11 protein-coding genes are annotated in these 12919 nt (G+C 63.9%); 7 read left to right on the top strand and 4 right to left on the bottom strand.

Translation table 11 applies throughout. The annotated features are described in order from the left end of the window. Positions 1-37: 37 nt before the first annotated feature. Positions 38-1363, bottom strand: a complete 1326-nt coding sequence (locus tag A9973_RS22890) for an extracellular solute-binding protein (protein WP_183015958.1) — start codon at positions 1361-1363, stop codon at positions 38-40. Between the two features lie 124 nt (positions 1364-1487). Continuing rightward, positions 1488-1913: a FlxA-like family protein gene (locus A9973_RS22895; RefSeq protein ID WP_183015959.1), complete on the bottom strand. Its 426-nt coding sequence runs from the start codon at positions 1911-1913 to the stop codon at positions 1488-1490. Positions 1914-2051: 138 nt separating this feature from the next. On the opposite strand from A9973_RS22895, the gene A9973_RS22900 reads away from it, so the two are divergent. Then, positions 2052-3374 carry a solute carrier family 23 protein gene (locus A9973_RS22900; RefSeq protein ID WP_183015960.1) on the top strand — a complete coding sequence of 441 codons (1323 nt, stop codon included), beginning with the start codon at positions 2052-2054 and terminating at the stop codon, positions 3372-3374. A 40-nt stretch (positions 3375-3414) separates the two neighbouring features. On the opposite strand, the gene A9973_RS22905 is transcribed toward A9973_RS22900, so the two are convergent. Continuing rightward, the gene (locus tag A9973_RS22905; protein ID WP_183015961.1) at positions 3415-5034 is read right to left on the bottom strand and encodes a methyl-accepting chemotaxis protein; all 1620 of its coding nucleotides are present in this window, start codon (positions 5032-5034) and stop codon (positions 3415-3417) included. A 646-nt stretch (positions 5035-5680) separates the two neighbouring features. Between A9973_RS22905 and greA the strand changes: the two genes are divergently transcribed. After that, positions 5681-6157, top strand: a complete 477-nt coding sequence (gene greA, locus A9973_RS22910) for a transcription elongation factor GreA (protein ID WP_025139566.1) — start codon at positions 5681-5683, stop codon at positions 6155-6157. Positions 6158-6286: 129 nt separating this feature from the next. Here the strand turns inward: greA and A9973_RS22915 are convergent, their stop codons facing one another. Then, the gene (locus A9973_RS22915) at positions 6287-6889 is read right to left on the bottom strand and encodes a YhbY family RNA-binding protein (protein WP_183015962.1); all 603 of its coding nucleotides are present in this window, start codon (positions 6887-6889) and stop codon (positions 6287-6289) included. Between the two features lie 18 nt (positions 6890-6907). Here A9973_RS22915 and A9973_RS22920 point away from each other — a divergent pair, with 18 nt between their 5' ends. The 5 genes from A9973_RS22920 (at position 6908) to A9973_RS22940 (ending at position 12873) form a co-directional block, all read left to right on the top strand. Then, positions 6908-7540 (top strand): RlmE family RNA methyltransferase, encoded by a 633-nt coding sequence (locus A9973_RS22920; RefSeq protein ID WP_006222881.1) that lies wholly within the window; start codon positions 6908-6910, stop codon positions 7538-7540. Between the two features lie 219 nt (positions 7541-7759). Then, positions 7760-9649 (top strand): ATP-dependent zinc metalloprotease FtsH, encoded by a 1890-nt coding sequence (gene ftsH / locus A9973_RS22925; RefSeq protein ID WP_183015963.1) that lies wholly within the window; start codon positions 7760-7762, stop codon positions 9647-9649. 18 nt (positions 9650-9667) lie between these two features. Then, positions 9668-10513: a dihydropteroate synthase gene (gene folP, locus A9973_RS22930; RefSeq protein WP_183015964.1), complete on the top strand. Its 846-nt coding sequence runs from the start codon at positions 9668-9670 to the stop codon at positions 10511-10513. Continuing rightward, entirely contained in the window at positions 10510-11853 is a 1344-nt protein-coding gene (glmM, locus tag A9973_RS22935) for a phosphoglucosamine mutase (RefSeq protein WP_183015965.1), read from the top strand. The genes folP and glmM overlap by 4 nt, the downstream gene beginning before the upstream one ends. Positions 11854-12066: 213 nt before the next feature. After that, the gene (locus tag A9973_RS22940) at positions 12067-12873 is read left to right on the top strand and encodes a GNAT family N-acetyltransferase (RefSeq protein WP_183015966.1); all 807 of its coding nucleotides are present in this window, start codon (positions 12067-12069) and stop codon (positions 12871-12873) included. Positions 12874-12919 lie beyond the last annotated feature (46 nt).

Genomic DNA, 12919 nt, shown 5'->3' on the forward strand with positions numbered 1-12919 from the left:
GGAACGGTCCCGTCCCCCAGCGCCCGCGTCGTGCGGGTCAGAGCGCCGCGGCCTGCTTGGCCAGCTTGACGGCTTCTTCGTAGTTCGCCTTGGACGTGCCGTTCCACTCGCCTTCCAGCTGCGTGATCTGCTGGTTCACGGCGGCGTCCTTCTTGTTGCCGGCGAAGATGGCCAGGAAGGCCGGGTCGGCGGCTTTCTTGCCGTCGACGAGCGGGGCCCAGGTCAGCTTGCGCGCCTGCGCCAGCAGCTCGGCGGCGCGGCCGCTCTTGGCCTTGTCGCCCAGCTTGGCTTCAGCGTCGTAGATGGCCTTGGTGGCGGCTTGCAGTTCCTTCAGCCGGAACGTGACGGTCTGGTCGTACAGCGATTGCACGACGTAGTAGCGCGTCTGCGACAGGTCGGCGTTGAACTGCACCTTACTGCGCTTTGCGATCTCGGCCGGGTCGGGATAGCCTGCCGGGACCTTGCCGGCCAGCGCGGAGTACGGCAGCACGGGCAACCGCGAAATCTTCGGCTCAAGCAGCAGTTCCTGGCCCGCCTGGCTGAGCGTGAAGGCGATGAACTTCTTGCCTTCCTCGGTGTTCTTCGCGCCCTCGATCAACGCGATGTTGGCCGGCACGATGGCGGTCTCCGACGGATAGACGAATTCCACCGGGAACTTGGAATACTTGCTGGACAGGCCGAAGAAATCGATGACCGGGCCGGCGCCGAACTGGCCGTTGTTCACCCCGTCCGGCACGCCGAACGACCGCTCGGTGACGGCGCTGCTGTTGCCGGACATGCGCAGCAGGGTGCTCCAGCCCTCGTCCCAGCCTTCGCCTTGCAGGATGGTCTCGACCGTCAGGTGCATCGTGCCCGAACGCGATGGCGACGTGATGCCGACGTGACCGAACCATTTGGGCGACAGCAGGTCCTTCCATTCCACCGGCGCGGGAATCTTGTGCGCCGCGATATAGCGCGTGTTGTAGACGATGCCGTAGCCCGCCAGCGCCTGTCCCAGGTACATGCCGCCCGGGTCGTTGATGGGGTAGTTGCCGATCTTGTCCGGCACGTCCTTGTTGGCCACATCGGACGACTTGGCCAGCAGCTTGTCGCGGCCCAGCACTTCGAACGCGTCGGGCGCGCTGGCCCAGAACACTTCGGGACGCTGGCCCGCAGGCGTTTCGCGCACATAGGCGATGCCCGACACCGTATTCTTGTTCAGGATTTCCAGCGTGATGCCCGGATTGGCCTTTTCGAAGGCGTTTTTATACGCCTGGGTCAGGTCTTTGGGGAACGACGTGATTACCGTGACGGTGCCGGCCAGGGCCGGTGCCGCGCAGGCGGCCAGCAGCGCCCCTGCAAGGGCTGTGCGCAATGCATGCATGGTTTGTCTCCGTGGTTTTAGATTTGTTCGGAGACAGTAATGTTTGCCCTGCTACGCGTCCAATCAGAAATTTTGATGCGCGTCATCAGTGCAGGCGCCTGGATGCCGGCGCCCGCCGGCCACGCTATGCGGTCGTGGAGACGCTACCGCCGCTTTGCGAGGCGCGGGCCTGCTGCGCCATCACCTGAGCGATCTGCCCCTGGATCTGCACGGCCTGGGCGTTCAGCGCCATGAGCTGTTGCGCCTTCATTTCGTCGGACATCCCACTGGCCTTGACCTTGGCGATCTGGTCCATGATCCGCTTCAACTGCTTCTGCAGCGCCTTGATCTGGCGCGTGTACTCGTCGTCGTTGTCCGTTTCTTCGCTGGCATTCGCGCCGGCGACCTTCAGGCCGCCCGGGCTGTTGACGCGGATCTTGCCGTCGGCGCTGAGCGAGCTGGCTTCGCCGCTGGCGTCGGACTTGGCTTCCTTGTTGGCCTGGATACGTTCGGCCCACAGGTCGGCTAGCGGATTGCTCCGGGAGATGCCGTTGATGGGAGTGGTCGCCATGTGTGCTCCTGCAGCCAGGTTGGATTTCGGGGTTTCCACTAATACGGCATTCTGGCGGCGAACTTAAACGTTGCCGCCCCTTCGCGGCCCCATTTACACTGGCGCCCGCTCATACCCAACACCTATTTTGGGAAACCCATGTCCAATTCCTATTTTCCGCGCTGGCGTCTGGCGGACGACGCCGAACCGGGCGTCATCATCGCGCCCGATGAACGGCTGTCGTGGCCCAAGAACGTCGCCATGGGCGCGCAGCACGTGGTGGCCATGTTCGGTTCCACCGTGCTTGCGCCCTTGCTGATGGGTTTCGACCCCAACGTCGCCATCCTGATGTCCGGCATCGGCACGCTGATCTTCTTCCTGTTCGTCGGCGGCCGGGTGCCCAGTTACCTGGGCTCCAGCTTCGCCTTCATCGGCGGCGTGATCGCGGTGACCGGCTACGCCGGCGGCGGCGCCAACGCCAATATCGGCGTGGCCCTGGGCGCCATCATCGCCTGCGGCCTGGCCTATACGCTGATCGGCATCATCGTGTGGATCGTCAACGCGCGCGCCGGCGGGGGCGCCAATTGGATCGACACGCTGATGCCGCCTGTCGTGACGGGCGCGGTCGTGGCCGTGATCGGCCTGAACCTGGCTCCCATCGCCGCCAAGGGCGCAATGGGCGCCTCGGGCTTCGACACCTTCATGGCTCTGGTGACCATCGTCTGCGTGGGCGGCATCGCCGTCTACACGAAGGGCATGGTCCAGCGCCTGTTGATCCTGGTCGGGCTGATCCTGGCTTGCGTGGTGTACGCGGTGCTGGCCAATGGCATGGGCATGGGCAAGCCCATCGATTTCTCGGGCGTGGCGGCTGCTGCCTGGATCGGCCTGCCGCATTTCGCCGCGCCGGTCTTCAAGGCCGAGGCGATGGGGCTGATCGTGCCGGTCGCCATCATCCTGGTGGCTGAAAACCTGGGCCACGTGAAGGCGGTCAGCGCCATGACCGGCCAGGACCTGGACCGCTACCTGGGCCGCGCCTTCGTCGGCGACGGCGTGGCCACGATGGTCTCGGGCGCCGTGGGCGGCACGGGCGTCACCACCTACGCCGAGAACATCGGCGTGATGGCGGTGACCCGCATCTATTCCACGCTGGTGTTCGTGGTGGCGGCGCTGATCGCCATCGTGCTGGGCTTTTCGCCCAAGTTCGGCGCGCTGATCCAGACCATTCCGGGGCCGGTCCTGGGCGGCATGTCGGTCGTGGTGTTCGGCCTGATCGCCATTGCCGGCGCCCGCATCTGGGTCGTCAATCAGGTGGATTTCAGCGACAACCGCAACCTGATCGTGGCGGCGGTCACGCTGGTGCTGGGCGCGGGCGACTTCACCATCAAACTGGGCGACTTCATGCTGGGCGGCATCGGCACCGCCACCTTCGGCGCCATCATCCTGTACGCGTTGCTGCGCCGCAGGAAGCCGGCGGCGGCGTGATCCCGGCGGGGCCTGGCCCCGCGCAGGATGGCCGCGGCGGCTACGACCTGGACAGCCGTGCCGCCGGTTTCGCCCCGGACACCCGGGCCGGCGTGGCCTCGATCACCTGACCCGATTGCGTCTTGAACACCGCGGTGGCCTCCGACAGGCGCCGCGCCTGTTCTTCCATTGCCGACGCGGCGGCCGACGCCTCCTCCACCAGCGCGGCGTTCTGCTGCGTCACTTCGTCCATCTGCGACACGGCCAGGGTGACCTGGTCGATGCCGCCGGCCTGCTGGGTCGACGCGGCCGAGATCTCGCCCATGATGTCCGTCACGCGCTGCACCGACGCGACGATCTCTTGCATGGTCTGGCCGGCGGCCGACACCTGGGCCGAGCCGGCCTTCACCGTGTCCACCGACGCTTCGATCAGGGCCTTGATCTCCTTGGCTGCCTGCGCGGCGCGCTGGGCCAGCGTGCGCACCTCGCCCGCGACGACGGCGAAGCCCTTGCCCTGTTCGCCGGCGCGGGCCGCTTCCACGGCGGCGTTCAGCGCCAGGATGTTCGTCTGGAAGGCGATGCCGTCGATCACCGACACGATGTCGGAGATCTTGCGGGAACTATCCGAAATTCCCTGCATGGTGGCCACCACCTGGCCCACGTTGTCACCGCCGCGCTGCGCGACCTGCATGCTGACCGCGGCCAGCTGGTTGGCCTGGGCGGCGTTCTCGGCGTTCTGCTTGACCGTGGCGGCCAGTTCTTCCATCGTCGCGGCGGTTTCCTCCAGGGCGGCGGCCTGCTCCTCGGTCCGGGTAGACAGGTTGGCGTTGCCCGCGGCGATCTCGGCGGCCCCCACATTGATTTCCTCGACGCCCTGGCGCACCGACACCACCGTGCGGGTCAAGCCTTCCTGCATCCGCTTGAGCGAGGCGAACAGGGCGCCGATCTCGTTGTTGGAGCGGGTTTCGATCCGGGTGGTCAGGTCGCCGCCGGCGATGCGGTCGAAATGCCGGCCGGCATCTTGCAACGGCAGCAGCACGCCACGCCGGATGAAGGTCCAGCACAAGGCCGTCAGCAGCAGGGCGGCCGACAGCAGGGCGATGGCCGATATCCTGGCATTGGAGTAGGTGGCTTGCGAACTGGCCAGCACGCCGTCGCTGCGCTCTTGCACACGGGCCAGGAAGGCCTTCATGTCCTTGACGAAATTCGCGTCGGCCTGGCGGGTCTTGCCCATGTCCTGCTGGTATTTGGCCGGCGCGCGTTCCTTGATGGCCGCGCTCAGCGTGTCCAGCAGCGACGCGTATTCGTTGAATCGGCCTTGCAGGACCAGCGCCAGCGCCTGGCCGCGCTCGCTCTTGGGCACCTCCATGTAGCGCGCGAAGCGCTCGCGGGCCTGGGTCAGCTCGCTGGCGGCTTCCTGTTCCGCCGCCGTGGCGCGTTCGGCGTTGCCGGCCTGCATACCCGCCAGCGCGTCGTCCAGCGCCAGCCGCGTGCGCAGCAGGGCGCCGTTGGCCTCATAGAGCGGGTCGACCTGGTGCACCGCGACGGTGTTCAGGTCTTCGATTTCGCGGACGCTGTTGTCCGCGTTCATCCAACTCAACCCGCAAGCCAGCGCCAGCGCGGTGACAAAGCACGCCAGCACCAGCAGCATGCCCGTACGGACCTTCAATTTTTCCAGCATGAGAGCTCCTCTTTCATGAACGCGATCCGCCGCGCGCAGGCGGGCGTTGCCCGCCGGCCTTGCGGCAGAAGGGGTGGACGTCGAGCCGGATGACTGCGATGCGTCCGCCTGAAACTGCAAGCACGCACAATCAATCATTAACGCGGCAGCATCTGCCGCGTTGCCCGCAACACTTGAATAAAGAGAAGCGCCGGTTACCGCTGTTTGTATGTAATTGTTATTAATTTTTCTGCTTGTTAGTTATACCGTCGTTGTCGTTATTTTTCGGCGGTTTTTTTTGTAAACCCAGTATTGGGAATACCAAAAACTATCGACAAGTATCTTTTATGCAACGCCCTTGGCGGTGGGCACTGGCGGCGCCAATGAGCGGACCAAAGGATTTTTGGGAAAACCGCCGGTTTTAGCGGGTTACGGCGGTGAATTGCGCCGAAAAGCACGTTTTCTGGCGCGGCTTGCAATTCCTGTGGACTTTGACCACAATATGACCTTGATTGCCCCGGTTCCGACCCGAGCCGGGGTTTTGTTTTGGTCGTCCGCGCCGCAGGTCCTGCCCAAAAGGCATCTGGCCGTATGCGCGCGCCCGGGTAACGACCTTCACCGAGAACGCTCCTTCGGGGCGTTTTTCTACTTTTGTTTGGGAAACGACATGTCTGCCATTCCTTTGACCGTGCGCGGGGCCGAGCGCTTGCAAGAAGAGCTCCAGCGGCTGAAAACCGTGGAACGTCCTGCCGTGATTAACGCGATCGCCGAGGCGCGTGCGCAGGGTGATCTGTCGGAAAATGCCGAATACGATGCCGCTCGCGAGCGCCAAGGTTTCATCGAGGGTCGGATTGCCGAGCTCGAAGGCACGCTTTCCAACGCCCATCTGATCGATCCGTCTTCCCTGGAAGCCGAAGGCCGCGCCGTGTTCGGCGCCACCGTCGACATCGAGGACCTGGATTCGGGTGACCGCGTGACGTACCAAATCGTCGGCGACGTTGAAGCCGACATCAAGTCGAACCTGATTTCCGTGTCGAGCCCGGTGGCGCGCGCGCTGATCGGCAAGAGCGAAGGCGATGTCGTCGAGGTCAAGGCCCCGGCTGGCGTTCGCGAATATGAAGTTTTGGGCGTGCGTTACATCTAACGCATCAACCCAAGCAGTCAGCTGTCAAAACACCATGGTCCGAACCCTGCGTTCGGCTGGATTCCGCGGTACATTCGCGGATCGCTATGGTGGACCGGGCGCATAAAGCGCCCGTTTTTGTGCCCGGCCTTACCTTTTCGACGTCTTGCGGCTGGTGCCGCTGCGTGCCCCGGCCCGAAGGCTGAGCGCGCTGCCGGCGCGGCGAGGAATGCCGTGGCCGCTGTCGGTGGCGCGTTTGCTGCTGGGACGCATGGGCTTGCCGTTCTTATTGAGCTGGTCCTGCGGCACGAAGCGGGTTTTGGCCGGCTTGGGCTCTTCGGACTCGCTGCGGCGCGGACGCTTGCCCAGCGTCTTGCCTTCGGCGGCCAGCTTCTTGGGCGTGTACGGCTCGGAGGCGCGGCGCTTGGCGGGGGCTTCGGGCTCCCGGGCGGCCAGCGCGGCGGGCTTGACGTTGCCGGCCAGCGGGCGGAAAAGAATCAGGGTCTTGCCCAGGTGATGCACCGGGGCGCAAGACAGAGTGTCGCAAATCGTCGACAACATGGTGTCGCGGGCCTCGCGGTCGTCGCCACCGGCGCGTACCTTGATAAGTCCGTGCGAAGACAGTGCCAGGTCGATTTCCTTGAGCACGGCTTCGGTCAGGCCATTGTCGCCAATCAGGACGACGGGGCGCAGGGGGTGGGCGGCGGACCGAAGGTCGCTGCGCTCACGAGAGGTAAGTTCTAATATAGGCATGCGTGGAATTGTACGGTAATGGCCAAGAATAAATTCTCTAAAGACTGGATTCACCAGCACATCAACGATCCCTATGTGAAGCTGGCGCAACAGAAGGGCTATCGGGCCCGCGGCGCTTTCAAGCTGATCGAGCTTCTGGACAACGAAAAGTTGCTCCGGCGGGGAGACCTGGTCGTCGATCTGGGCTCGTCGCCGGGCAGCTGGTCCCAAGTGGTGCGAGAGCGCCTGACGGGGCCGGGCGGCATCGTGGACGGACGTATTATCGCGCTGGACATGCTTCCCATGGAGCCCATCGCGGGCGTGGAGTTCATCCAGGGCGACTTCCGTGAAGACGAAGTTCTGAAACAATTGGAAGACATGGTCGGATCTCATGCCGTGGACCTTGTTATTTCAGACATGGCCCCCAACTTGTCAGGCGTGGGGATTGCCGACGCCGCGCGCATCCAGCATGTGTGCGACCTGGCGATGGAATTTTCCCGCGCTCACCTCAAGCCCGACGGCGTGCTGATCGTCAAGGCTTTCCACGGCAGCGGTTTTTCGCAGATCGTGCAAAGCTTCAAGCAGCACTTCAAGCGGGTGGTCGAGCGCAAGCCGAAAGCGTCGCGGGCAAAATCGTCCGAAACCTTTCTGGTTGCCCGCGATCTGAAGTAACCCCGGGCCGGAGCCTGTTGCTCCGGAACCCCAAAAAAACGCTACCTGCTTGGCGAGACAACGACCAAAAAAATCACGAATCAGACGTAAATACACGGGCCCCAGGGATCCCAGGACGCAATCGGGTCCAACAGGGTAGAATGGGCTATTGACATACTTGTGACTGTGCCATATGCGGGTGCGCGGTCGCCGGTCGGAATCGAAAGCAGGAGATCGACCTTGAATAATTCATTTTCGAAAGTCGCTGTCTGGATGGTGATAGCCCTTGTGCTATTTACCGTCTTCAAACAGTTCGACGGACGCGCTCAGACCCAGGACGGCGTGACTTACACGCAGTTCATGGACGACGCCAAGGCGGGACGTATCCGCAAGGTCGACGTTCAGGGCGACGTGCTGTACGTCACCCCGGACGCGGGCCGCGCCTACACGCTGACGTCGCCGGGCGACCTCTGGATGGTCTCCGACCTGCTGAAGTACGGCGTGCAAGTGTCGGGCAAGCCGCGCGAAGAGCAATCGCTGCTGATGAGCATCTTCGTGTCGTGGTTCCCCATGCTGCTGCTGATCGGCGTCTGGGTGTTCTTCATGCGACAGATGCAAGGCGGGGGCAAAGGCGGCGCGTTCAGCTTCGGCAAATCGCGCGCTCGCATGCTCGACGAAAACACCAACCAGATCACGTTCGCGGACGTCGCCGGCTGCGATGAAGCCAAGGAAGACGTCCAGGAACTGGTCGATTTCCTGCGCGACCCCAGCAAGTTCCAGAAGCTGGGCGGCCGTATCCCGCGCGGCGTGCTGATGGTGGGTTCGCCCGGTACCGGCAAGACGCTGCTGGCCAAGGCCATCGCCGGCGAAGCCAAGGTTCCGTTCTTCAGCATCTCGGGTTCGGATTTCGTTGAAATGTTCGTCGGCGTGGGCGCTGCCCGCGTGCGCGACATGTTCGAAAACGCCAAGAAGCACGCTCCCTGCATCATCTTCATCGACGAAATCGATGCGGTGGGCCGTCAGCGCGGCGCCGGCCTGGGTGGCGGCAACGACGAACGCGAACAGACACTGAACCAGATGCTGGTGGAAATGGACGGTTTCGAATCCGGCCAGGGCGTCATCGTGATCGCCGCCACCAACCGTCCCGACGTGCTGGACCCGGCGTTGCTGCGTCCCGGCCGTTTCGACCGCCAAGTGGTCGTGCCGCTGCCCGATATCCGTGGCCGCGAGCAGATCCTGAAGGTCCACATGCGCAAGGTCCCGCTGTCGCCTAACGTCGACGCGACCATCCTGGCGCGCGGCTGCCCCGGTTTCTCGGGTGCCGACCTGGCCAACCTGGTCAACGAAGCCGCCTTGTTCGCCGCGCGCCGCAACGGCCGCACGGTGGATATGTCCGACTTCGAAAAGGCCAAGGACAAGATCATCATGGGCGCCGAGCGCCGCTCCATCGTCATGCCCGAAGAGGAACGCAAGAACACCGCGTACCACGAATCCGGCCATGCGATCGTTGCGCGCCTGCTGCCCAAGACCGACCCGGTCCACAAGGTCACCATCATCCCGCGCGGCCGTGCGCTGGGCGTGACGATGCAGTTGCCTGAAACCGACCGCTACAGCATGGACAAGGGCCGCTTGCTGTCCACCATCGCCGTGCTGTTCGGTGGCCGCATCGCTGAAGAACTCTTCATGGACCAGATGACGACGGGCGCCTCGAACGACTTCGAACGCGCCACCGCCATCGCTCGCGACATCGTCACGCGCTACGGCATGACCGACGAACTGGGCCCCATGGTCTACGCCGAGAACGAAGGCGAAGTGTTCCTGGGCCGCAGCGTCACCAAGACGACGCACATGTCCGAAGCCACCATGCAGAAGGTGGATACCGAGATCCGCCGCATCATCGACGAGCAGTACGGTGTTGCGCGCAAGATCCTGGAAGAAAACCGCGACAAGGTCGAAGTGATGACGTCGGCGCTGCTGGAATGGGAAACCATCGACGCGGACCAGATCAACGACATCATCGAAGGTCGTCCGCCGCGTCCTCCGAAGACGCCGCAAGGCCCGTCGGATTCGGCTGACACGCCGCCGACCACCGGCCTGGCGGCTGGCGGTAGCACGGCGGCAGCTGTCTGAGGTTTTTTGTCCTGAGTTATGGCAAATAACTTTCTTTGCGGGCGCTTCGAGTTTGATCTCGAGCGCCCGCTTGTCATGGGTATCGTCAATGTCACGCCGGATTCCTTTTCCGACGGCGGCCAGCACGACGATACGGATTCCGCGGTGGCGCATGCGCGCCAACTGATCGAAGAGGGCGCGCAGATCCTGGATCTGGGCGGCGAGTCCACACGCCCCGGTGCGGACCCGGTTTCGGTGGCGGACGAATTGGACCGGCTGCTGCCGGTGATCGAAGCGCTGCGCGACTGCGGCGTGCCCCTGTCCATCGATACCTTCAAGCCGGAAGTCATGCGCGCCACGCTCGATGCGGGCGCCGACATGATCAACGACATCTACGGATTCAGGCAGCCGGGCGCCGTCGAGGCCGTGTCGCAATCGCGCTGCGGGCTATGCGTGATGCACATGAAAGGCGAGCCCCGCACGATGCAGGCCAGCCCGCCCGAATACACCGACCTGATCGGAGAGATCGGGCTGTTCCTGGGCGCGCGCGCGCAAAAGCTGCGCGCGGCCTGGATCGATCCCCGCCGTATCGTGCTGGACCCGGGCTTCGGCTTCGGCAAGACGGCGGACCAGAATTTTCAGTTATTGCGCCGGCTGTCCAGCCTGCGCAGCACGGGTTATCCATTGCTGATCGGCCTGTCGCGCAAGAACATGATCGGCCAGGCCACCGGCCGGCCTGTCGGCGACAGGTTGTCCGGCAGCATTGCCGCTGCCCTTGCCTGTGTATCCCGGGGGGCTTCCATCGTGCGCGTGCACGATGTCGCCGCTACCGTGGATGCCCTCAAGGTATGGCACGCGGCCGAACAAGGAGCAATCAGTTCATGATTCGACGCAAGTATTTTGGTACCGATGGCGTGCGCGGCGAAGTCGGCGGTCCGGTGATCAACGCCGAATTCGCCCTGCGCCTGGGCTATGCGGCTGGCCGTGTGCTGGCTCGCGAACACGCGGTGCGCGGCGGCAGCCGCCCGCAGGTCGTGATTGGCAAGGACACCCGCATTTCGGGCTACATGCTGGAATCCGCCCTGGAAGCCGGTTTGTCGGCCGCGGGCATCGATGTGCTGCTGGCCGGCCCCATCCCGACGCCGGCCGTGGCCTACCTGACCCGGGCATTGCGCCTGGTGGCGGGCATCGTCATCAGCGCCTCGCATAATCCGTACCAAGACAACGGCATCAAGTTCTTCTCGGCGCAAGGCATGAAGCTGCCCGATGAGATCGAGTCCGATATCGAAGCCGCCCTGGATGAACCGCTGGGCTGCGTCGCATCCGAAGGCCTGGGCCGCGCGCGCCGCATGTCTGATGCGCAGGGCCGGTACATCGAATTCTGCAAGAGCACGTTCCCCAACGACCTTGACCTGAACGGCATGACGATCGTGGTGGACGCCGCGCACGGCGCCGCCTACAACATCGCGCCGCACGTGTTCCGCGAATTGGGCGCCGAGGTGCATGCCATCGGCGTCCATCCGGACGGCTTCAACATCAACAAGGGCGTGGGCGCCTTGCACCCCGAGATGCTGGTCAAGGAAGTGCGCGCCCGCGGCGCGCAGTTGGGCATCGCGCTGGATGGCGACGCCGACCGCTTGCAGGTGGTGGATAGCGAAGGCCGCATCTACAACGGCGACGAACTGCTGTATGCCATCGTCCGCGAACGCATGCAGCGCAACAAGGTGGACGGCGTGGTCGGCACGCTGATGACCAACTTCGGCTTCGAACGCGAAATGGAACGCCTGGGCGTGGGCTTCGAGCGCGCCAACGTGGGCGACCGCTACGTGCTGGAGCAGATGCAGTCGCGCGGCTGGCTGTACGGCGGCGAAAGCTCCGGCCACCTGCTGTGCCTGGATTGCCATTCCACCGGCGACGGCATCATCGCCGCCCTGCAGGTATTGACGGCGCTGCGCCGCAACAACGTGTCGATGGCGGCATGGGTGGGCGATCTGCGCATGTATCCGCAGAAGATGATCAATGTGCCGTTGGCCCCGGGCCAGGACTGGAAGACCCATGCCGGCCTGACCGCCGCGCGCAAGGCCGTCGAAGCCGAGCTGAACGGCCGGGGCCGTATTCTGATCCGCGCGTCGGGCACTGAACCTAAGCTTCGGCTGATGGTCGAAGCCGAAGATGAGTCCCTTGCCGTCTCTTGCGCCGAGAAGCTTGCCGCCAGCCTCCTGTAGGCGCGGCGAGCCGAGTGTGATGAAAGCCACCCACCGTCAGCGGGGGTGGCTTTTCTACATTCGGGGTCCGTATTCAATTGTGAAGTTTTGTCTAGATTTGCCTAAATTTGACCTATCTCCCCCGATCTAAACTTCATAGTCACGTAACATATTGGTCAAGTCTTTGACATACAGGGCGTCCAAACTGACCGGACTCTCTAGGAGCTTCGCGCAATGCTGGAACTAGCACGCATCAACCCTACCCGTAATCCCGCCGAACCGTTCACGGGCGCCGCCCCGAAGGTGCTGGCGGTCGGACTGGCGCGCACGGCTGAAGAAATCGAGCAGATTCAGCGTCTGCGCTACGACGTCTTCACTGAGGATATGGGGGTCGTGTTTCCTGACGCCCAAGACGGCATCGAACATGATCGTTTCGATCCCTTCTGCGAACACCTGATGGTCCGCGAAATGGATACGGGCCGCATCGTCGGCACGTACCGGATCCTGACGCCCGAAAAGGCGCGGGAGGCGGGCGGTTACTACTCGCAATCCGAATTCGATCTATCCGGCCTGGGCGCGATCCGCGATAACCTGGTCGAAGTCGGCCGCTCTTGCACGCATGCCGACTACCGCAACGGCGCGGTCATCATGCTGCTGTGGTCCGGCCTGGCCGAGTACCTGCGCCGCGGCGGTTACGAATACGTGCTGGGCTGCGCAAGCGTCAGCCTGCGCGACGACGGCGTCACCGCGGCGGAAGTCTGGCGCACGATTTCCAAGCACCTGCCGCTGGAAAGCGAGCCCCGCGTGGTGCCGCTGCACCGGTATCCGGTGGAAAAGCTGAACAGCACGCTGCCGGCCCGCGTGCCGCCGCTGATCAAGGGCTACCTGAAGCTGGGCGCCAAGGTGTGCGGTGAACCCGCCTGGGACCCGGATTTCAATGCCGCGGACTTCCCGGTGCTGCTGAAAATGGACCGCATGGACGAGCGCTACCGCCGTCACTTCGGTCTGGATCAACCTGCGGCCATCAACGGCCAGCGCTGATCATCATGCGCCGCCTGATCCGCCGGATGAAGATCAGATTGATACG

It is taken from the genome of Achromobacter sp. UMC46, assembly GCF_014170335.1.
In the GTDB taxonomy this organism is placed as follows: Bacteria; Pseudomonadota; Gammaproteobacteria; order Burkholderiales; family Burkholderiaceae_B; genus Achromobacter.

What these genes read in the sequence shown, in the direction of transcription:
- A9973_RS22890 (WP_183015958.1), bottom strand. Translation starts at nt 1,363, where the DNA reads ATGCATGCATTGCGCACAGCCCTTGCAGGGGCGCTGCTGGCCGCCTGC.
- A9973_RS22895 (WP_183015959.1), bottom strand. Translation starts at nt 1,913, where the DNA reads ATGGCGACCACTCCCATCAACGGCATCTCCCGGAGCAATCCGCTAGCC.
- A9973_RS22900 (WP_183015960.1), top strand. Translation starts at nt 2,052, where the DNA reads ATGTCCAATTCCTATTTTCCGCGCTGGCGTCTGGCGGACGACGCCGAA.
- A9973_RS22905 (WP_183015961.1), bottom strand. Translation starts at nt 5,034, where the DNA reads ATGCTGGAAAAATTGAAGGTCCGTACGGGCATGCTGCTGGTGCTGGCG.
- greA (WP_025139566.1), top strand. Translation starts at nt 5,681, where the DNA reads ATGTCTGCCATTCCTTTGACCGTGCGCGGGGCCGAGCGCTTGCAAGAA.
- A9973_RS22915 (WP_183015962.1), bottom strand. Translation starts at nt 6,889, where the DNA reads ATGCCTATATTAGAACTTACCTCTCGTGAGCGCAGCGACCTTCGGTCC.
- A9973_RS22920 (WP_006222881.1), top strand. Translation starts at nt 6,908, where the DNA reads ATGGCCAAGAATAAATTCTCTAAAGACTGGATTCACCAGCACATCAAC.
- folP (WP_183015964.1), top strand. Translation starts at nt 9,668, where the DNA reads ATGGCAAATAACTTTCTTTGCGGGCGCTTCGAGTTTGATCTCGAGCGC.
- glmM (WP_183015965.1), top strand. Translation starts at nt 10,510, where the DNA reads ATGATTCGACGCAAGTATTTTGGTACCGATGGCGTGCGCGGCGAAGTC.
- A9973_RS22940 (WP_183015966.1), top strand. Translation starts at nt 12,067, where the DNA reads ATGCTGGAACTAGCACGCATCAACCCTACCCGTAATCCCGCCGAACCG.